This window comes from Rhodococcus sp. OK611, from assembly GCF_003050885.1.
In the GTDB taxonomy this organism is placed as follows: Bacteria; Actinomycetota; Actinomycetes; order Mycobacteriales; family Mycobacteriaceae; genus Rhodococcus_G; species Rhodococcus_G oryzae.
The window spans coordinates 200,054-217,923 of the sequence record NZ_QAOZ01000002.1 but is presented as its reverse complement, the minus strand read 5'-3'; the positions used below and the strand labels follow the sequence as shown (position 1 = coordinate 217,923).

The 17,870-nt window shown below is 70.9% G+C and carries 17 protein-coding genes and 1 pseudogene; 12 read left to right on the top strand and 6 right to left on the bottom strand.

From position 1 onward, the window contains the following. Positions 1-2: 2 nt before the first annotated feature. Together C8K38_RS02915 and C8K38_RS02910 are read right to left on the bottom strand one after the other, a co-directional pair. Complete coding sequence (locus C8K38_RS02915) at positions 3-785, bottom strand: ankyrin repeat domain-containing protein (RefSeq protein ID WP_257017026.1); 783 nt, start codon at positions 783-785, stop codon at positions 3-5. Positions 786-787: 2 nt separating this feature from the next. Then, positions 788-1,378 carry a GlcG/HbpS family heme-binding protein gene (locus C8K38_RS02910; RefSeq protein ID WP_097210337.1) on the bottom strand — a complete coding sequence of 197 codons (591 nt, stop codon included), beginning with the start codon at positions 1,376-1,378 and terminating at the stop codon, positions 788-790. Between the two features lie 219 nt (positions 1,379-1,597). On the opposite strand from C8K38_RS02910, the gene C8K38_RS02905 reads away from it, so the two are divergent. The 8 genes and pseudogenes from C8K38_RS02905 to C8K38_RS02870 all read left to right on the top strand — a co-directional run bounded on the left by C8K38_RS02905 (position 1,598) and on the right by C8K38_RS02870 (position 9,576). Continuing rightward, the gene (locus C8K38_RS02905; RefSeq protein ID WP_097210169.1) at positions 1,598-2,788 is read left to right on the top strand and encodes a sensor histidine kinase; all 1,191 of its coding nucleotides are present in this window, start codon (positions 1,598-1,600) and stop codon (positions 2,786-2,788) included. After that, a pseudogene (locus C8K38_RS02900) lies at positions 2,785-3,412 on the top strand (response regulator). Before C8K38_RS02905 ends, C8K38_RS02900 begins: the two are co-directional and overlap by 4 nt. A gap of 58 nt (positions 3,413-3,470) precedes the next feature. Continuing rightward, positions 3,471-3,932: a hypothetical protein gene (locus C8K38_RS02895; protein ID WP_179800437.1), complete on the top strand. Its 462-nt coding sequence runs from the start codon at positions 3,471-3,473 to the stop codon at positions 3,930-3,932. 154 nt (positions 3,933-4,086) lie between these two features. Continuing rightward, on the top strand, positions 4,087-4,800 hold the full coding sequence (locus tag C8K38_RS02890; protein WP_097210168.1) for a phosphatidylserine decarboxylase: 714 nt from the start codon (positions 4,087-4,089) through the stop codon (positions 4,798-4,800). A gap of 59 nt (positions 4,801-4,859) precedes the next feature. Beyond that, the gene (locus C8K38_RS02885) at positions 4,860-5,672 is read left to right on the top strand and encodes a CDP-alcohol phosphatidyltransferase family protein (RefSeq protein ID WP_097210335.1); all 813 of its coding nucleotides are present in this window, start codon (positions 4,860-4,862) and stop codon (positions 5,670-5,672) included. A gap of 165 nt (positions 5,673-5,837) precedes the next feature. Continuing rightward, entirely contained in the window at positions 5,838-8,042 is a 2,205-nt protein-coding gene (locus C8K38_RS02880; RefSeq protein WP_097210167.1) for an AAA family ATPase, read from the top strand. Between the two features lie 40 nt (positions 8,043-8,082). Further along, positions 8,083-9,120, top strand: coding sequence for a DUF3089 domain-containing protein (locus C8K38_RS02875; RefSeq protein ID WP_097210334.1), 1,038 nt, complete (start codon positions 8,083-8,085; stop codon positions 9,118-9,120). A gap of 84 nt (positions 9,121-9,204) precedes the next feature. After that, positions 9,205-9,576 (top strand): DUF1801 domain-containing protein, encoded by a 372-nt coding sequence (locus tag C8K38_RS02870; RefSeq protein ID WP_097210166.1) that lies wholly within the window; start codon positions 9,205-9,207, stop codon positions 9,574-9,576. Positions 9,577-9,666: 90 nt separating this feature from the next. Here C8K38_RS02870 and C8K38_RS02865 read toward each other — a convergent pair whose 3' ends face one another. Further along, a complete protein-coding gene (locus C8K38_RS02865; protein ID WP_097210165.1) occupies positions 9,667-10,419 on the bottom strand; it encodes an isocitrate lyase/PEP mutase family protein in 753 nt (250 codons plus the stop codon). 102 nt (positions 10,420-10,521) lie between these two features. On the opposite strand from C8K38_RS02865, the gene C8K38_RS02860 reads away from it, so the two are divergent. Both C8K38_RS02860 and C8K38_RS02855 read left to right on the top strand, forming a co-directional pair. Beyond that, positions 10,522-11,931, top strand: coding sequence for a hypothetical protein (locus C8K38_RS02860; protein ID WP_097210164.1), 1,410 nt, complete (start codon positions 10,522-10,524; stop codon positions 11,929-11,931). Next, the gene (locus C8K38_RS02855; protein ID WP_097210163.1) at positions 11,928-13,229 is read left to right on the top strand and encodes a hypothetical protein; all 1,302 of its coding nucleotides are present in this window, start codon (positions 11,928-11,930) and stop codon (positions 13,227-13,229) included. Before C8K38_RS02860 ends, C8K38_RS02855 begins: the two co-directional genes overlap by 4 nt. Before the next feature lie 107 nt (positions 13,230-13,336). On the opposite strand, the gene C8K38_RS02850 is transcribed toward C8K38_RS02855, so the two are convergent. The 3 genes from C8K38_RS02850 to C8K38_RS02840 form a co-directional block, all read right to left on the bottom strand. After that, complete coding sequence (locus tag C8K38_RS02850) at positions 13,337-13,705, bottom strand: hypothetical protein (protein WP_097210162.1); 369 nt, start codon at positions 13,703-13,705, stop codon at positions 13,337-13,339. Between the two features lie 32 nt (positions 13,706-13,737). Continuing rightward, positions 13,738-14,097 carry a CorA family divalent cation transporter gene (locus tag C8K38_RS02845; RefSeq protein WP_097210161.1) on the bottom strand — a complete coding sequence of 120 codons (360 nt, stop codon included), beginning with the start codon at positions 14,095-14,097 and terminating at the stop codon, positions 13,738-13,740. Between the two features lie 513 nt (positions 14,098-14,610). Continuing rightward, positions 14,611-15,267 (bottom strand): TetR/AcrR family transcriptional regulator, encoded by a 657-nt coding sequence (locus tag C8K38_RS02840; RefSeq protein ID WP_257017024.1) that lies wholly within the window; start codon positions 15,265-15,267, stop codon positions 14,611-14,613. Positions 15,268-15,424: 157 nt separating this feature from the next. Between C8K38_RS02840 and C8K38_RS02835 the strand changes: the two genes are divergently transcribed. Next, positions 15,425-16,918 (top strand): MFS transporter, encoded by a 1,494-nt coding sequence (locus C8K38_RS02835; RefSeq protein WP_097210159.1) that lies wholly within the window; start codon positions 15,425-15,427, stop codon positions 16,916-16,918. A 79-nt stretch (positions 16,919-16,997) separates the two neighbouring features. Continuing rightward, positions 16,998-17,849, top strand: coding sequence for an SDR family NAD(P)-dependent oxidoreductase (locus C8K38_RS02830; protein ID WP_097210158.1), 852 nt, complete (start codon positions 16,998-17,000; stop codon positions 17,847-17,849). The last annotated feature ends 21 nt before the right edge of the window (positions 17,850-17,870 follow it).

The following is a 17,870-nucleotide window of genomic DNA, read 5'->3' as shown; positions in this document are numbered from 1 at the left end:
CTTCAGCGTTCTTCCCCTAGCAGCGCCGCGACCGCTCGTTGGTCGCGGCGTTTCGCGTTCTCCAGGGCCGTCCGGCCGTCCGAGTCCTCGATCGAGGGGTCGGCGCCCGCCGCGAGCAGCTGCCCGATCACGTCGAGGTAGCGGGCCGATCCGTCGCCGTAGACGACCGCCTCCTGCAGTGCGGTCCAGCCCGGTTCGTTGACGTGATTCACCGGCACGCCCGCCCCGATCAGCATCCGGACCGTCGAGACGTGTCCGTGCTCGGCCGCCGGGATCAGCGCGGTGCCGCCGAACCGGTTGGTGGCGGACACGTCCGCGTCGTCCGCCAACGTCAACGCCAGGATCTCGTCGTACCCCTCGGCCCCGGCGTACAGGAACGCCGAGTCCTCCATGTCGTCCTTCGCGTTCACGTCGGCGCCCGCCGCCACCAGCACCCGGGCCGTGTTCACGGAGTTCGACTTCGCCGCGGCCACCAGCGGGGTCCGGCCGCCCTCCCCGCGGGCCTCCAACGCCGCGCCGCCCTGGAGCGCCGCACGGGCCGCGTCCGCATCATCCGCCCGGACCGCCGCGAACAGCGACCCCTCCAGCTCCGGGGTCGAGGCGGGCCTGATCTCGGGCGACGGCGCGGGCGCGGGTTCCGACGCGGGGACCGGGGTGGTGGCAGGCCGGGCGCCGACCGCCTGCTCCTGGCCGCCGCAGGCGGCACACGCGACCACCGCAGCGGCCAGGACGACGACGGCCGACGCGCGCCTCATGTGGGCGTTCACCGCTACCGCAGCGCTCATGCCTACTGCAACGATCCGGCGATGGCCTCGAGACCGGCCGCGGCACAGGCCTGATCGGCCATGCCGTCCGGGGCCCCGCCAACGCCGATGCCGGCGATGGACGCGTTGCCCGCCTTCACGGAGACGCCGCCCGGCAGGAACAGGGTGCCGTCCAGGTCCGCGACGGTGGCGCCGTCACCCTTGGCGCGACCGGCCAGATCGCTGGTATTGGCACCGAAAGCCGCTGCCGTGTAGCCCTTCTGGCGGGCCGCCTCGGCGGTGTGCTGTGCCGCGTTGTCGCCGCGCAGCATCGCCTGCACGTTGCCGTTGCGATCGACCACGGCCACGGTGACGAAGCCGAGCCCGTCTGCCTGGCACTTCGCGAGCGCGGCCTGCGCGGCCGCGCCTGCGGTCCCGACGGTCAACCGGTTCGCGGTCGCCGTGCCCTTCGTGGCCTGGTCGCCCGCGGCAGGCGCCGCGACCGCGGCGGTGGTGACCGGGGCGGCCGACGCCGCCTTCTCGTCGATCCCGCTGCCGCAGGCCGCGGTGGCGAGGACCGCCGCCAGCGGGACGGTGACGGCGAGGGCCTTGGGCAGTCGGCGGGAGAGGTTCATCATGGTTGGCCTTTCGGTGGCGAGGTGACCGACCGTGCGCGTGTCTCACCCCGATGGGGGTACCGATCGCGCACAGTCGGGCTGACGGATTCCAGCCTCGCCGCCGCGCCAACCCGCCCGCATCGGGCCGATGTCTGCCTCCCGATCAGCCGTCCGGGGACGCGGAGATCATCCGAATGGCCGATCCGGCGGCGGCGCCCGCTCCGTAGGATCGACCCGATGTCCAGTCCTGTCACCGCCCGCGGCGACCAGGTCCCGGCCGACCGGGACTCCCACGGACCGCTCGACGTCGCGATCCACGTCTCGTTCTACGTGCTGCTGGCGACCTCGACCGCCCGATACCTGACCTATCACGGCGTCAGCGGCCGGTTCGTCATCGTCGCGGCCCTGATCGTCGCGCTGGCCGCGCTCTACACCGTGACCGTGGCCCTGTCCCGCCGGGCGGGCGTCTGGCAGCCCTGGGTGTGGCCGGTGCTGACCACCTGGGCGGTGCTGGTGTGGCTGGCGCCGAGCTTCGCATGGTGCGCGTTCCCGATGTTCTTCCTCTGCACCCGCGCGTTCTTGAGCAGGACGGCGTACTTGATCGTCGCGGGGCTCGCCGTGGTCACCAGCGTCGCCTTCTTCAACTTCAGCGGCCGCACCGAGTGGGCCGTGCTGATCGGACCGATCTGCACCGGCGCCCTCGTGGTGATCGCGTACGGCCAGATCGAGCGGGACAGCCGGGAACGGGTTCGGCTGCTCGAACAGGTCGCCGAGGCGAAGTCGCGGCTCGCCGAAACCGAGCGCGCGGCGGGCGTGCTGTCCGAGCGCGAACGGCTCGCCCGCGAGATCCACGACACCGTCACCCAGGGCCTGACCAGCAGCCTGCTGCACCTCGAGGCCGCGGACCTGGCCTGGGACCAGCCGCACTCACCCGCGCGCGAGGAGGTACGGACCGCGACCGCGTCGCTGCGCGAGAACCTCGCCGAGACCAGGAACCTGGTGCACTACCTCGCCTCCCCCAATCTCGAGACGCAGAGCCTGGACGCGGCCCTGCTCAGCGCCGCGCGCGGGCACTTCCCTGCGGCTCAGCTGCGGGTGGTCGGCGTGCCGGCCGCGCTGCCTGCCGAGGTCGGCCACGCGCTGCTGCGGATCACCCAGAGCGCGGTGTCGAACGTGTCAAGGCACGCGGACGCGCAGACTCTGGGGGTGACCCTGACCTACCTGCCCGGCGCCGTCGCCCTCGATGTGTTCGACGACGGTCGCGGCTTCGCGGCCGATGCCGTCGGCGACCATTCCACGGCAGGCGGGTTCGGCCTCCGCGCGATGCGGCAACGGGTGCAGGCACTCGGCGGCACGCTCATCGTGGAGAGCGCCCCCGGCGAGGGCACCGTCGTCGCCGCCCAGATCCCCTACGGAGGCGAGCGATGACAGCGACGACCGTGATGCTGGTCGACGACCACCTGGTGGTGCGGGCTGGGCTGCGGGCCCTGCTGGACTCGCAGCCCGACATCGAGGTGATCGGCGAGGCCGATTCCGGCGAGCAGGGCGTGGACATGGCCGCGGCGCTCGCCCCGCGGCTGGTGATGATGGACCTCGCGCTCGGCGCGGGCATCGACGGTGTCGAGGCGATCCGCCGGATCCGCGCCGCCTGCCCCACGCTGCCTGTGTTGGTGTTCACCACCTACGACACCGACGCCGACGTGGTCAGGGCCATCGACGCCGGCGCCATCGGTTATCTGCTCAAGGACTCGGCGCCGCAGGAGATCTTCGCCGCCATCCGTGGGGCGGTCGCGGGCCAGAGCGTGCTGTCGCCCCCGGTGGCATCGCGGTTGCTGCAGCAGATGCGACGCCCCGACGAGGCGCTCACGGCACGCGAGGCCGAACTGCTCACCCTGCTCGCCGAGGGCCTGTACCAACAAGGAACTCGGCAAACGGCTGTTCATCAGCGAGGCCACCGTCAAGACGCACCTCGCGCACATCTACGCCAAGCTCGGGGTGGACACCAGGGCGGCGGCGGTCTCGGTCGCGTTGCGCCGCGACGGGATTCGCTGACGGCCCGCTGTCAGTGGCCCGGCCTACCGTCGTGCTCTCACCCGACGGAAGGCAGACGATGAGCGAAGCGGACCCGATCATGACCGGCATCATGGCCGCGCAGGAACTGGCGAACGGCGGTGATCGGGCGGGCGCCCGCGCGGCGTTCGCGACGTTGTGGGAACGGACCGGGCCCGACGGGGATCCGCTGCACGCCGTCACGATCGCCCACTACATGGCCGACGTGCAGGACGAGCCGGCGGACGAGCTCGACTGGGACCTGCGCGCGCTCGAGGCGGCGGATTCCCTCACCGACGAGCGCGCCCAGCGACACCACTCGTCGCTGCAGGTGGCGGGCTTCTATCCGTCGCTGCACCTGAACCTCGCCGCCGACTACGCCAAGCTGGGCGAGGACGACCGGGCGCGGGCGCACCTCGAGCTCGCGGAGGCGTGCGTCTCCACGCTGTCGGACGACGGCTACGGCGCGACCGTCCGTGGCGGCATCGCCCGGCTGAGGGAACGGCTCTCACAGGCCGGGTGAGACAACCGGCGGCGGGCTCGTTCACCCAGCTCAGCGGCGGCCGGGTCCCCCTTCCTTGCCCGTCTCGGCTAGCCTGTGGGTGCCCGAGCCCGGCCTCGAAGCCGCCCGGGCGCACGTTCTCGCCGGACAGCAAGACGAACAGTAAGAGGAGCCCGTGGCCCGCCGCCCCATCCCGATTGGCACCCCGCAAACCACCGGTATCGCGCACGTCGCGGAACTGGTCCGCAACACGGTTCCGCCGCTGCATCCGGCCGGGATCCCGTTCGTCGTGGCGCCGCTGACGGTCGCGCTGCTCGGACGCAACCGCAAGTGGGTCCGCCGCGCGGGTCTCGCGGCCGCGGGCGCCAGCGCCGCCTTCTTCCGCCACCCCCACCGGGTGCCGCCGAACCGCGCGAACGTCGTGGTCTCCCCCGCCGACGGCGAGGTCGCCCTCGTCGACACCGCCGTCCCGCCCGCCGAGCTGAACATGGGCGACGCCCCGGTCCCCCGGGTGAGCATCTTCCTGTCCGTGCTGGACGTGCACGTGCAGCGCAGCCCCGTCGCGGGCGAGGTGCTCGCCGTGGTCCACAAGCCGGGCAAGTTCCTCTCCGCCGACCTCGCCGAGGCCAGTGACGCCAACGAGCGCAACTCGATGCTGCTGCGTACCGAGGCCGGTCACGAGATCGCCGTCGTCCAGATCGCCGGACTGTTGGCCCGGCGCATCGTGTGCGACGCCAACGTCGGCGACCGGCTCCCGATCGGCGACACCTACGGCCTGATCCGGTTCGGGTCCCGGGTGGACACCTACTTCCCCAAGGGCACCACCTTGATGGTGGAGCGGGGACAGCGCGCCATCGGCGCCGAGACCGTCCTCGCCCTGCTCCCGTGAACACACCGAAGCGCACCGTCGCCGCGGCGGTGACGGCCAGGAGGACGGCGGCGTCCGGGCTGTTCCTGCTGCCGAGCACCATCACGATCCTGGCGCTGTGCGGCGGCCTGTCCGCGGTCAAGTTCGCCCTCGACGGCAAGCTCGGCATCGCCCTCGCCATGATCGGTGCGGCCGCGGTGCTGGACTCGCTGGACGGCCGGATCGCCCGACTACTCGACGCCACCAGCAAGATCGGCGCCGAGCTCGACTCGCTGTCCGACGCCATCTCGTTCGGCGTCGCCCCGGCGCTGGTGCTGTACGTGACGCTGCTCGACGCGGGCAGCGCCGGCTGGATCATCGCGCTCGTCTACGCGGTGAGCATCGTGCTGCGGCTGGCCCGCTTCAACACCCTTCTCGACGACGACTCGGCGCCCGCCTACGCGAGCGAGTTCTTCGTCGGTGTGCCCGCCCCGGCGGGCGCGCTGATCGCGCTGACCCCCCTCGCGGCCTTCGTGCAGTGGGGCGAGGGCTGGTGGTCGTCCTTCTACGTGGTCGCCATCTGGACCATCCTGTCCGCCGCGCTGATCGTCAGCCGGGTACCCACCCTCGCGATGAAGACCTTCGCCGTGCCGAAGCGGATGGCCGCGGCGCTGCTGGTGGTCGTCGCACTGGTGGCGGCCGCCCTGGTCACCTACCCGTTCGTCCTGATGATCGTGCTGGTCTTCGCCTACCTCGTGCACATCCCGTTCGCGGTTCGCTCCAAGCGGTGGGTCGCCGCGCGCCCCGAGGTGTGGGACGTCAAACCGGCCGAGCGCCGGGCGATCCGGCGGGCGCCGACGGGCGACGGCGGCCGGGTCTCCGCCGCGCGCCTCGGACTGCGACGCCCCCGGTAGCCCGGCCGCGTCGTCGGCGTCACCAACGCCGACGACGCACCCTTTTTCGCCAGATCGCACAGCCGTTGCACCCCCAACCGCTGTGCGATCTCGTCATTTCCGGCGCGAACCTGTCGGTACCTGCGCGGAATCCGGCAGACCCGGCCGCGCACTAGGCTGGTCCACGTGAACTCTCCGGAACTCGCGCTCACCGCCCGGTTGAACACCTCCGCCTCCGACGCCCGCCGCGGCGTGGTGCGACTGCACCCCGAGGCGCTGGCCGCGCTGGGGCTGCGCGAGTGGGACGGCATCGCCGTGATCGGCGCCAGGCGGACCGCCGCCGTGGTCGCGCTGGCGCCCGCCACCACCCCGACGGGCACCGCGCTGCTCGACGACGTCACCCTCTCCAACGCCGGGCTCAAAGAGAATGCGCGCGTGGTGCTCTCACCCGTGACGGTGTACGGCGCCAGGTCCGTCACCGTCACCGGGTCGGCCCTCGCGGCTGCGTCGATCCCCGACACCACGCTGCGACAGGCACTGCTCGGCAAGGTGCTCACCGTCGGCGACACGGTCTCGCTGCTCCCCCGCGACCTCGGGCCCGGCACCAGCACCGCGGGCGCGACGCAATCGCTGGCGCGCACCTTCGGTGTCGCCTGGACCTCGGAACTGCTCACCGTGACGAGTGTCGACCCCACGGGACCGGTGAGCGTGCAACCCAATTCGGCGGTCAGCTGGGGCATCGGTGTCGCGGTACCCGGCGCGGGCGCGGTGCCGTCCGTCGAGACGCCCGCCGCACTGGCCGCCGCACCTGCGCCCGCACCCGTTCCGCTGGCCGACCTGGTCGGCGTCGACGCCCAGGCCGCCAAGCTCAGCGAGTGGCTGAAGCTGGCGCTGGACGAGCCGGAATTGCTGCACACGCTCGGGGCGTCGCCGCATCTCGGCGTGCTCATCACCGGGCCCGGCGGGGTGGGCAAGGCGACGCTGGCGCGGGCTGTTCTCGCCGAGCGCACCGTGATCGCGCTGGACGGCCCGGGGATCGGCGCGCTCGATTCGGCCACCCGGCTGCAGCGGGTGTCGGACGCGGTTGCCCGCCTCACCGGCGCCGCGGCCGGGGAGCCGCACGAGCGCGGGGTGCTGCTCATCACCGACATCGACGCGCTGCTGCCCGCCGAGCCGGAACCGGTCTCCACGCTCATCCTCGACGAGCTGCGGCGCGCGGTGGACACCCCGGGCTGCGCGTTCGTCGCGACCACCGCACATCCCGATTCGCTCGACGACCGGGTCCGCGGCCAGGACCTGTGCGACCGCGAACTCACCGTTGCGCTCCCCGACGGCCGGCTGCGCAGGGCGCTGCTAGAGCTGATGCTGCGCAAGGTCCCCACCACCGACCTCAAGCTCGATGAGATCGCCGCGCGGGCACCGGGTTTCGTCGCCTCCGACCTCGCCGCCCTGGTCCGGGAGGCGGCACTGCGGGCCGCGGCGCGGGCCAGCAGCAGCGGGGAGGACCCGAACCTGATGCAGGAGGACCTGGTCGGCGCCCTCGACGTGATCCGCCCGCTGTCGCGGTCGGGCACCGAGGAGTTGGCGATCGGCAGCGTCACCCTCGACGACGTCGGGGACATGGTCGAGACCAAGCAGGCCCTCACCGAGGCGGTGTTGTGGCCGCTGCAGCACCCGGATTCCTTTGCCCGCCTCGGGGTGGACCCGCCGCGCGGGGTGCTGCTGTACGGCCCGCCCGGGTGTGGCAAGACCTTCGTGGTCCGCGCCCTCGCCAGCTCCGGCCAACTCAGCGTGCACGCGGTCAAGGGCGCCGAGCTGATGGACAAGTGGGTGGGCGCATCGGAGAAGGCGGTGCGTGAGCTGTTCCAGCGGGCCCGCGACTCGGCCCCCTCGCTGATCTTCCTCGACGAGGTGGACGCGCTGGCCCCGCGCCGCGGACAGAGCTCCGACTCCGGCGTCACCGACCGGGTGGTGGCGTCGCTGCTCACCGAACTCGACGGTGTCGAACCGCTGCGCGACGTGGTGGTGCTCGCCGCGACCAACCGGCCGGACCTGATCGACCCGGCGCTGCTGCGCCCCGGCCGGATCGAGCGGCTGGTCTTCGTGCCGCCGCCGGACGCCGAGGCGCGCAAGCAGATCCTGAAGACCGCCGGGAAGTCGATCCCGCTCGAGGCGGACGTCGACCTCGATGCGCTGGCCGAGGATCTCGACGGGTATTCGGCGGCGGACTGCGCGGCGCTGCTGCGGGAGGCGGCGCTGGCCGCCATGCGTCGCAGCGTAGACGCGGCGGACGTGACCGCGGCGGACGTCGCCGCGGCCAGGAAGGCGGTTCGCCCGTCCCTGGACCCCGAGCAGGTGGCACACCTCGCGGCGTACGCCGAGAATCGCTGAGGCTACCGGCCGGGTGGCCACGGGACTAGCATCCGTGAGCATGCCGAGCCGCCGCCCGTTCCGCCCGCTCGCCCGCGCCTGCACCACCCTGCTTCTGCTCGTCGGAGCCTTCGCGATCGCGGCTCCGCACGCCTCGGCCGCACCGCCGCAGGAGTCGGCGACCACCTGGCTGTGCAGGCCCGGCCAGACCGACGACCCGTGTGGCGGACGATCAGGCGCGCCGATCGACTGCTTCTACGTGTATCCCACCGCGTCGCTCCAACAGTCCGTGAACGCGAACCTCGACGCCTCACCCGAGCTGCGCACGGTCGCCCGCACGCAGGCAGAGCCGTTCGGTGAGAAGTGCAACGTGTGGGCTCCGGTGTACCGCCAGGTCACCCTGCGCGCGCTGTTCACCGGGACGGCCGAGGAGCGCAGCGCCGCGCTCGATGTCGCGTACGACGACGTGGAAAGGGCGTGGGACGACTACCTGGCCCATCACAACAACGGCCGCGGGGTGGTGCTGATCGGCCATTCGCAGGGCACCCGGATGCTGCGGATGCTGATCCACAATCGCATCGACGGGAAACCCGTCCAGCCACAGCTGGTCTCGGCACTGCTGCTCGGCGGTGACGTGCTGGTCCGCAAGGGCGCGACCGTGGGCGGCGACTTCGACTCGGTGCCCGCCTGCACCGACCCCGCCCAGACCGGGTGCGTCATCGCCTATTCGGCGTTCTCGCGGACGCCGCCGCCCGACACCCGCTACGGACTCTCGCCGCGTAACGCCGGGACGTCGGGCACCCGCGCGAATCTGCCGTTCGGCCCCGAATACGAGGTGCTGTGCACCAATCCGGCCTCGCTGCACGACAACGCCGAGGCCCCGATCCGCGGCGTCGTCGCCGGGCGCGAGGTGGATGCCTTCCGCGCCCGGTGCACCGGGGGCGACGGACCGCACGTGCTGATGGTCGAGGGCCGAGGCGCCGCCCTGCTGCCCGCACTCCCGACGGAGAACTGGGGTCTGCACCTGCTCGACGCAAACCTCGCGCAGCGGGACCTGGTCGACCTCGTCGGCGCCAAGAGCGCTGCCTACACGCGCTGACGCGCTGCGCGTCGCGATGCACTCGCGGTGGTCCGCGTGGATACTCGAGTGACCGGCGAGCGACACCAACCATGAAGAGAGCGAATGGCACCCATGGAGAATCCGTCTCAGCTGATAGATGCGAGGATCGAAGAGCTCGGTGACTGGCGGGGCGAAATGCTCGCTCACATCCGAACTCTCATCAAGAAGGCCGACCCGGACGTGGTCGAGGAATGGAAGTGGCGCGGAGTCCCGGTCTGGTACCACGCCGGAATGATCTGCACCGGTGAGACATACAAGAATATCGTCAAGGTCACCTTCGCCAAGGGAGCCTCACTGGACGACCCGTCGGGCCTGTTCAACACCGGCCTCGACGGCAACACCAGGCGGGCCATCGACATCCATGAGGGCGACACGATCGACGACAAGGCGTTCATCGCGCTCATTCACGAAGCCGTGGCACTGAACACGGCCTAGGCCGGCGAACACCGGGCATCGGACAGGTGCTCGCGTACCTGTCCGACGCCCGGTGTCGTTGACGGGATCACCCCGCGGAAAAGACGCGCGCTAGATCCAGCGGGCGAGGAGCTGGTTGGCACGCACCGCCAGCGCGGCCTGCAGCAGCGGGCCGAAGCTGACCCGGCCGACCCCGAGGGAGGCGTAGCTCGCCTTCTCGCCGCGCACCGGATCGGCGATCGCGTTGACAGGCAACGGGAGCTCCGAGGTCAGCCGCTGGTACACCTCGTCGCTGTGGAACCCGACCGGGTACAACGAGTCCGCGCCCGCCTCCGCAGCCAGCTTCAGCCGCGCGATCGCGCGCTCGACGCGATCGGACTCGTCGCCGACCTGCTTGATGAACAGGTCGGTACGGGCGTTCACCACGATGTGCACCCCGGCGGCGTCCGCCGCCCGGCGCAGCCCACCGACGAAGTCCGCGTGCTCCTGCGCCTCGCGCAGCCTGCCGCCCTCGCTGTGCACGGTGTCCTCGATGTTGAGCCCGACGGCGCCCACCTCGATCAGCCCGGCGATCAGCCGTTCAGGGGTCTGCCCGTAGCCGGACTCGATGTCGACCGAGACCGGAACGTCGACGGAGGCGGTGATCTGCGCGACGCGGGTCAGCAACTCCTCGAAGCTCATGCCCTCGTTGTCGGGCTTGCCGATCGAGTCCGCCACGGGGTGGCTTCCCACCGTCAGCGCCGCAAACCCGCCCTCTGCGGCCAGGTTTGCCGACCAGGCGTCCCACACCGTAGGCAGGATCACCGGATTGCCGGGCTGATGCAGCTGCAGCAGGGTGGTCGCCTTGTCGTTGATCGAAGTCATGCGCGCTCCTCGCGTCGTAGTCGGTCGTCACGATCCTGGCATGCGGGGACCCCGATCGCCCGGTTGCCGCCGCGGCGGGGCGCGGTCGGTTAGCGTCGAAAAATGCCCGTCGAACCCCGTGAAGTCCTCTCGGCCCTGACCGCCCTGTTCGGCGGGGTGCTGGCCGCGTTCGTACTGACCAATCCCCCGGGCGGCGGCTGGGCGGTCTACACGTCCGATCGCGAACTGAGCCGCTGGGTCTCCAGCCAGCCGACCGGGGTCGCGGTGGGAGCCGTCGTCGCGGTGCTCGCGTACGCGCTGCTGCAGCGCAAGGGATCCCGTCGGATCGCCTGGATCGCGATCGCACTCGCGACGGTCGTCCTGATCGGCGCGCGCCTGGCGGTCCCCGGGATCTGGGGCGTCGACGAGCTGATCGCCCTGCACTACCTCAAGACGGTGGCCGCAGGGGCGATCCTCGGCGCGGCGGTGGCGACGGTGTGGGGGCGGCGGGCCGGGCAGCTCGCGCTGACGCTCGGCGTGCTCGCCACCTTCCTCACCGCCCGCGCCTTCGAGCTGGTGTTCCCGGCGCAGACCACCTCCACCATCGGCGAACCGTCCTGGTGGCTGCTCGGACCGACGCTCGTGCTGGCTGTGGTGGCCGCGGCAGTTGCCGACGGCTCCACCCGGATCCAACGCGCGACCGGGCGCGAACTGCGCCTCGCGGTCACGGCCGCGGCGTCGATCGCGCTGGCCAACCGGGCCCTGCTGTACTGGATCGACCGGCAGGACTACACGTCTCGGGTCAGCTCGTGGATCGTCATCGGGCTCTCCATGGTGTTGGTCCTGGTGCTCACCTGGTTCGCCGCGCAGACGATCGAGGCGGCAGGCGGCCGATTCCTGTTGGCCACGACGGGCGTCGCGGCGGCCTCGATGCCGGTGCTGGTGGATCTCGGGGGGCCGTTCCCCGACGTCGAGCACTGGCAGGCGATCCTCGTCGGCGCGGTCGCGGTCGCGGTCGGCCTGCGCGTGTCGATGACGTGGCGGTCGACGATCGGCGGCCTGTTCGTGGTCGCCCTGATCCCGATGGTCGGCGCGATCTGGCCAGAACTCGGCCAGGACGGCCCAATGCTGCTGGTGCGGCTGGCCGTGCTCGGCGTCGGTGCGGGACTGTCGTTCGGGTCGTCGCTGCCCGGCACGGCGGCCTTCGCCGCGGTCGGGCTGGGGATCCCGTTCGTGTCCATGGTCTTTCACTCAGCGGCAACGGTCTACAGCGGTGAGGTCGCGTACGGCGGTTCGATTGATGGCGCGAATGTGCCCCTCACTGGCGATCCCATGAACAATCCACTCGAGTCCATGCCGGAGATGAGGCGGGAGCCGACATTCACCGGCGGCAGTTTCGTCGACATCTTCGACATCCCGGCCTACGACGACCGGGTCGCGGGTATCGCCCTGCTGATCGCGGTGCTGGCCTGCGCGGTCGGCATCCGTACGCTGGCCCGGCCGACGGCCACCACCGAGCCGGAACCCGCGTGAGCAGGCGCTGGGTCGCCGTCCTCGACACCACCGCAGCGTTTCTCGTTGCCGCTACCGCCGGTTGGGCCCTTGTCGCGCCGGTGGCCGAGCAGTCCGGCATCGCCGGGAGCGAGAGCCAGCTCCGACTGGTTCTGACCAGTCGGCCGCTAGCCGCCACCCTGGGCGTGGTGCTCGCGGTCGCGGTCGCGGGGGCCATGGCACGCCGCGGCTCCCGAGCAGGCGCCTATCTGGTTGCGGTCTCCGGACTCACGGTGCTGGGCCTCGGCGCCCTCGTGAATGTCCATGTACATCAGCTGGAGTCGGGGATAGCGCTGATCTATCTGGCGGGAATCGGCTCCGGGCTGGCGATGGGCGGCGCAGCCGCCGTGGCGGCGGGTACTCGGTATCCGACTGTCGCGCTCGGCGCGGGCGCGTTCGCGGCATTCATGCTCGCCTACCCAGCCGCGCATCCGACGGTGGAGTCCAGTTCATTCGGCTGGACGGCCTACAGCCTCCCCATCAGCGAGGCAGCCATGTTCACCGATCCACCGTGGTGGCTGTTGCTGCCCTCGCTCGGGTGCTGCGTGGCGGGCGCCGTGCTCGCGAGGGGTTCCGCGACAGAGCCTGCGGGCTCGTCGCGAAATCCGCTCTGCGCGGTCGCGATCGTCGTCGTCGCCGGGCTGACGAGCAACGCCGTCCTCGGCGAGCACCGCAGCGACTGGTCCGTCGCGGCTCCGATGCTCGCGCTGCTGCTGGTGGCGATCGTCATCGCCGCGTTTCTGCTCGATGGCCGTGACGGGGTGTTCCTGCTGACCGCCACCGCAGTGCTTGCCGCGTCCGCACCCCTCCTGGTGGCGACCGGCCCCGACCCGATCTGGATCGCGATCCTCCTGACGCTGCTCCTCGCGGGCGCCGCCGTCGGAAGTCGCTGGGCGAAACCGACTCTCGGGCTCGTATTGCTCGCGGTCAACGCCGCGGCCGGGCTGGCCGGACTGAACGACGCCTGGGCAGTCGAGGGGATCCGGTACCTCGCGCTGGCGCCGATCGCCGGCTATGCGCTCGCCTCGGCCGTGCCCCGGCGCGCGGCGTCAATCCCGGTGGGCCTGTCCGTCCTGTTCGTCCCGAGCGCGCTGACCATCGCAGGACAGGGCACGGGCAACTGGCACTGGGACACGCTGTCCGTGTTCGATGATCTTCCGCGTGGGGTATTCGAGCCCACGCCGCCCGACCCCTTCGCGCTCAGCCTCGCGATGACGCTGGTGATCCTCGCCTGCGCCGAGGCCGCCCACCGGCTCCGGCAGCGGGACCAATCCTCCTAGCGGGGGCCATGCCGCGACGACTTCCGCATGTATGACGAGCGAAAGCCGTTGTCGTGCCACCGCATGCTCCCCGCCGATAGCGGGGAGCATGCGGTGAACTCACTCCGTCAGACCTTCATCCAGCCCCTGCGCCGCATCACGACGTACAGGGTGGCGCAGATGATCGCCAGCACGCCGAGGAAGACGGGCCATCCGTACAGCCACCTGGTTTCAGGCATCCCGCCGAAGTCGCTGAAGTTCGCGGCGTAGATCCCGCCGAACGAGATGGGCACGAGGCCCACCGCGAGCCACCCGGAGACCACCCGCTGACGCCTGGTCTCCACGACCAGGTCCACCGACTTACGGTGCAGCCGAGAGAGCCCCGCCCGGTAGTCGCGGACACCCGCGAGAAAGGCGTGCAGTTCCTCGGTCCTGCGCTGTTCCAGGTCGCGGGCGCTCAGCCCGCGCAGACTGGCCGGGATGTGTTGCGTGGCCATGTGTTTCCTCCCTTCCGTGCTCGACAGCCGGCTCACAGCCAGCCCTTGCGGCGCATCCCGAAGTAGGTGGCCAGCGCGCTGGTCGCCAGCACGCAGAGGAAGATCGGCCAGCCGTAGTAGAACTTGAGCTCGGGCATGTGCTCGAAGTTCGAGCCGTACAGCGACCCGAGGGCACCGGGCACCACAGCGACCGCCGTCCACGCGGTCACCCGGCGGGTCTGTTCGGTGACCTTCAGCTGGTCCTGAGTGATCTCGCAGATTTCTTCCATCTCCGAGTTCAGTCCGCGCAACTCAGTGCTGATGTCGCGTAGCAGCCCCACGTTCTCGGCGCTCGGCGCCATCGGGTCGGCGGTCGTCTGCGCGTAGTCGTTGGTCGGCATCGTGCTGCTCATGGGTGAATCCTTCTTTTCTCGGCATGCCGAAGGGCTGCGCGGTGCGCAGCGGGCGCATCGCGCGGGCAGGCCCGGCGCATGCCTCGATGGGAACGTATTTCGCTGGGAGATCAAGCGGTACGGCACGCGTCAAGGCCGCACCTCCCGGCGGTCGAGGGTGAGCGAAAGCCCAGGCACGACCGCGTGGCGGTGTCGAGAAGAGCGTGGTCTAGGAAAAGCAGGGAGGCGCGAGCACCGCGCAACCGATCGGCGAAGGCACAAGGTCCGGAGGATGGGCCTGTACACGCGAGTCGCCACGCCACGGGGCGTCCGACGGTGCCGTCCCGCGGCACCGGGGCGTTGCTACCGGGCGTCGAACGGGATCGGTAACGGAACCGGTGACGTCTGCGCCTCGGATCTGAGACCAGGCACGCCTACCACCTCCCGCAAGTTGGGGCACGGGCTCGGCACGCGCCGCAGACAGGTTAAACGAATAGCAAAGCAATGCCAAAATCGACGGCCTGGCCGCCTCACTCAGCCGCGGGCGCGGGCGGTCTTGGCCACCTCGACCTGCTCGTCGGTCAGCGGCGCAAGCGGCAGCGGGTCGCGCGTGGCCCCTTCGGCGCGCATACCGTCGAGCACCAGCGAGAGGTAGCGGCGCCAGGTCTCGGGCGAGACCGCCCGGTTGAAGTCGATGACCGCGTCGAGCATGCAGCTCACCGCGAACAGGTCGTTGACCTGGATCTCGGGGCGCAGCGCACCCGCTTCCTTCGCCCGGTCGACGAGCTGCTGGATCGCAGGCGTGATCCGCTGTCGCGCGCACGCGACCTGCTCGCGGCCCTCGTCGTTGGTGAAGAAGACATCGCCGAGGCCCCTGCTCAGCGACATCCATTCACTGGTGAGCCCGATGAAGTCGACCAGCGCGGCCCAGGGGTCCTCGCGCCGCAACGCCGACTCGGCCGCCTCGGCGATCTGGTCCATGCTCTGCTCGAAGACACCATCGACCAGTTCCTGCTTGCAGGTGAAGCGCCGATAGACGGTGCCGATCCCGACCTTGGCGTGCCGCGCGACGTCGTCGAGGGTGATGTCGATGCCGCGGCTCGCGAACAGCTCCATCGCGGCGTCGAGGATCTTGCGTCGGTTGCGTTCGGCGTCGGCGCGCAATGGTCGTGCTGCTGGGGCGGTACTCACAATCGTCGATTCTGCCATTCCCGAAATCTGCCATCAGGGGATTTGTCGTAGCGACCAAATTAAGTGGAGACAAGTCCTCCGCTTAGTGCTACCGTTCCCTAAGTGGAGAATACTCCTCCACTTCAACCTCCACCACTCCACGAGGCGAGGCTCGCTCATGACCACGACCACGACCGAACGCCCGCAGACCGGGCCAGGAGATACGACGCGGGAGCACCAACTGCGCTGGCTGATCCTGGCCGTCATCGGCCTGGCCCAGCTGATGGTGGTGCTCGACGCGACCATCGTGAACATCGCCCTGCCCGCGGCGCAGCAGGACCTCGGCTTCTCCGACGCGGACCGGCAGTGGGTCGTCACGGCCTACGCACTCGCCTTCGGCAGCCTGCTGCTGCTCGGCGGCCGACTCAGCGACCTGTTCGGACGCAGGAACACCTTCGTCATCGGCCTCGTCGGCTTCGCGGGCATGTCCGCGCTCGGCGGCGCCGCGGTGAACTTCCCGATGCTGGTGGCCGCGCGCGCAGGTCAGGGCGTCTTCGCTGCCCTGCTCGCGCCCGCCGCACTGTCGCTGCTGGCGACCACCTTCACCAAGCCGGACGAGCGAGCCAAGGCGTTCGGCGTCTTCGGCGCGGTCGCGGGCGCGGGCGGCGCGGTCGGGCTGCTGCTCGGAGGGATCCTCACCGAGTGGACGTCGTGGCGCTGGAGCCTGTACGTCAACCTGATCTTCGCGGCCGTGGCGCTGGTCGGCGCGGTCCTCATGATCGCCCCGCACCGGTCGGACCACCGGCCCAAGCTCGACATCCCGGGCACCATCACCGTCTCGGCCGCGCTCTTCGGCATCGTCTACGGGTTCTCGCACGCCGAGTCCCACGGCTGGTCCGACCCGATGACCATCACCTGGCTGGTGGCGGGCGGCCTCCTGCTCGCGGCGTTCGTGGTCATCGAGACTCGCGTCGCCCACCCGCTGCTCCCGCTCCGGATAGTCCTCGACCGCACCCGCGGCGGGTCGTACCTGGCGATGTTCGTCACCGGCTCCGGCATGTTCGCGGTGTTCCTGTTCCTCACCTTCTACATGCAGACGGTGCTGCAGTACACGCCTATCATCACCGGCGTGGCCTTCCTGCCGATGGTCGCAGGCATGGTGACCTCCGCGACCACCGCGACCGCGGTGCTGCTGCCGAGGGTCGGGCCGCGGGTGCTGATCACCACCGGTCTGGTCGTCGCCGCCGTCGGGCTTGCGGTGCTCGCCCAGATCGAGGTCGACAGCTCCTACGTGACGATCATCCTGCCCGGACTGGTGCTGCTCGGCCTCGGCATGGGCATGGTGTTCGCACCCGGCATGCAGGGCGCCATCACGGGCGTCGACCCCGACGACGCGGGCGTCGCCTCCGCGACGGTGAACACCATGCAGCAGGTCGGCGGATCGATCGGCACCGCATTGCTGAGCACCGTTGCCGCGACCGCGGCCACGAGCTTCATGAACGGGCGGGTGCCGTCCCAGGAGAACGCGGCCCTCGCCGCCGTCCAGAGCTACACGACGACCTTCTGGTGGGCCGCAGCGATTTTCGTGGTCGGCGCGGCGATCTCGGCGTTCCTGCTCCCCCGCGGTCTGCTGCCCGCCCCGGCCGAGGGGCAGCCGGCCATGGCGCACTGACCCGGATCGCAGCCACGGGCCGTGCTCGACCGCTACGCTCCGACACGGCCCGTGGCCACCCAGGCGACAAGGAGCACAGATGCCGAAAACCGTTGTGGTCACCGGAGCCAATTCCGGGATCGGCCTCGCGATGGCGCACGAACTGGCGGCCCGCGGGGCCACGGTGTGCCTGGCCTGCCGCAATCAGGCAAAGGCGGAGGCCGCCCGCGAGGAGATCGTGCGCCGGACCCCCGGTGCCGAGGTGGACGTGCTCTCCCTCGACCTGGCCTCGTTCGAGCACATCCACCGATTCGCGACGGACCTCGCCGCGCGCCATGAGCGCGTCGACGCGCTGATCAACAACGCCGGCGCCTCCCCGCTCAAGCAGCAGTTCACCGCCGAGGGTTTCGAGTTGCAGTTCGGCGCGAACTACCTCGGCCCCTTCCTGCTCACCCACCTGCTGTTGCCGCAGCTGCGGCGCGCGGCCGAGCAGACCGGCGACGCGCGAATCGTGCACGTGGCGTCCGTCGCCCACAACATCGGCCGCATCGATCCCGACACGTTCCGCGGCCGCTCGAAGTACCGGCCGTTCCCCGCGTACGCGCAGTCCAAGCTGGCCAACCTGATGTTCAACTACGCCCTCGCCCGGCGACTGCCCGACGGACTGAGCACACATGCCATGCACCCAGGGGGCGTCGACTCCGACATCTACCGGGAACTGCCGCGGCCCGTGCACGCGGCGCTCCGCCCGTTCCTCATCTCCGCCGACCGGGCCGGCCGCCTGGGCACCGAACTGGCGCTCTCCCCCGAATACCGGGACCGCTCGGGCGAATACCTCACCGCGCAGCGACCGAACCCGGTCAGCCGACGGGCCCGCGATGTCGCGGCGCAGGAGGCGCTGTACGCCGAGAGTGCCGTGCTCGCCGGCGTGGAGCCGCTCCCCCGACGCTGATCACACCGAGATGCACTGGGT

What these genes read in the sequence shown, in the direction of transcription:
- C8K38_RS02860 (WP_097210164.1), top strand. Translation starts at nt 10,522, where the DNA reads ATGCCCGTCGAACCCCGTGAAGTCCTCTCGGCCCTGACCGCCCTGTTC.
- C8K38_RS02915 (WP_257017026.1), bottom strand. Translation starts at nt 785, where the DNA reads ATGAGCGCTGCGGTAGCGGTGAACGCCCACATGAGGCGCGCGTCGGCC.
- C8K38_RS02870 (WP_097210166.1), top strand. Translation starts at nt 9,205, where the DNA reads ATGGCACCCATGGAGAATCCGTCTCAGCTGATAGATGCGAGGATCGAA.
- C8K38_RS02835 (WP_097210159.1), top strand. Translation starts at nt 15,425, where the DNA reads ATGACCACGACCACGACCGAACGCCCGCAGACCGGGCCAGGAGATACG.
- C8K38_RS02905 (WP_097210169.1), top strand. Translation starts at nt 1,598, where the DNA reads ATGTCCAGTCCTGTCACCGCCCGCGGCGACCAGGTCCCGGCCGACCGG.
- C8K38_RS02910 (WP_097210337.1), bottom strand. Translation starts at nt 1,378, where the DNA reads ATGAACCTCTCCCGCCGACTGCCCAAGGCCCTCGCCGTCACCGTCCCG.
- C8K38_RS02875 (WP_097210334.1), top strand. Translation starts at nt 8,083, where the DNA reads ATGCCGAGCCGCCGCCCGTTCCGCCCGCTCGCCCGCGCCTGCACCACC.
- C8K38_RS02845 (WP_097210161.1), bottom strand. Translation starts at nt 14,097, where the DNA reads ATGAGCAGCACGATGCCGACCAACGACTACGCGCAGACGACCGCCGAC.
- C8K38_RS02850 (WP_097210162.1), bottom strand. Translation starts at nt 13,705, where the DNA reads ATGGCCACGCAACACATCCCGGCCAGTCTGCGCGGGCTGAGCGCCCGC.
- C8K38_RS02830 (WP_097210158.1), top strand. Translation starts at nt 16,998, where the DNA reads ATGCCGAAAACCGTTGTGGTCACCGGAGCCAATTCCGGGATCGGCCTC.
- C8K38_RS02865 (WP_097210165.1), bottom strand. Translation starts at nt 10,419, where the DNA reads ATGACTTCGATCAACGACAAGGCGACCACCCTGCTGCAGCTGCATCAG.
- C8K38_RS02895 (WP_179800437.1), top strand. Translation starts at nt 3,471, where the DNA reads ATGAGCGAAGCGGACCCGATCATGACCGGCATCATGGCCGCGCAGGAA.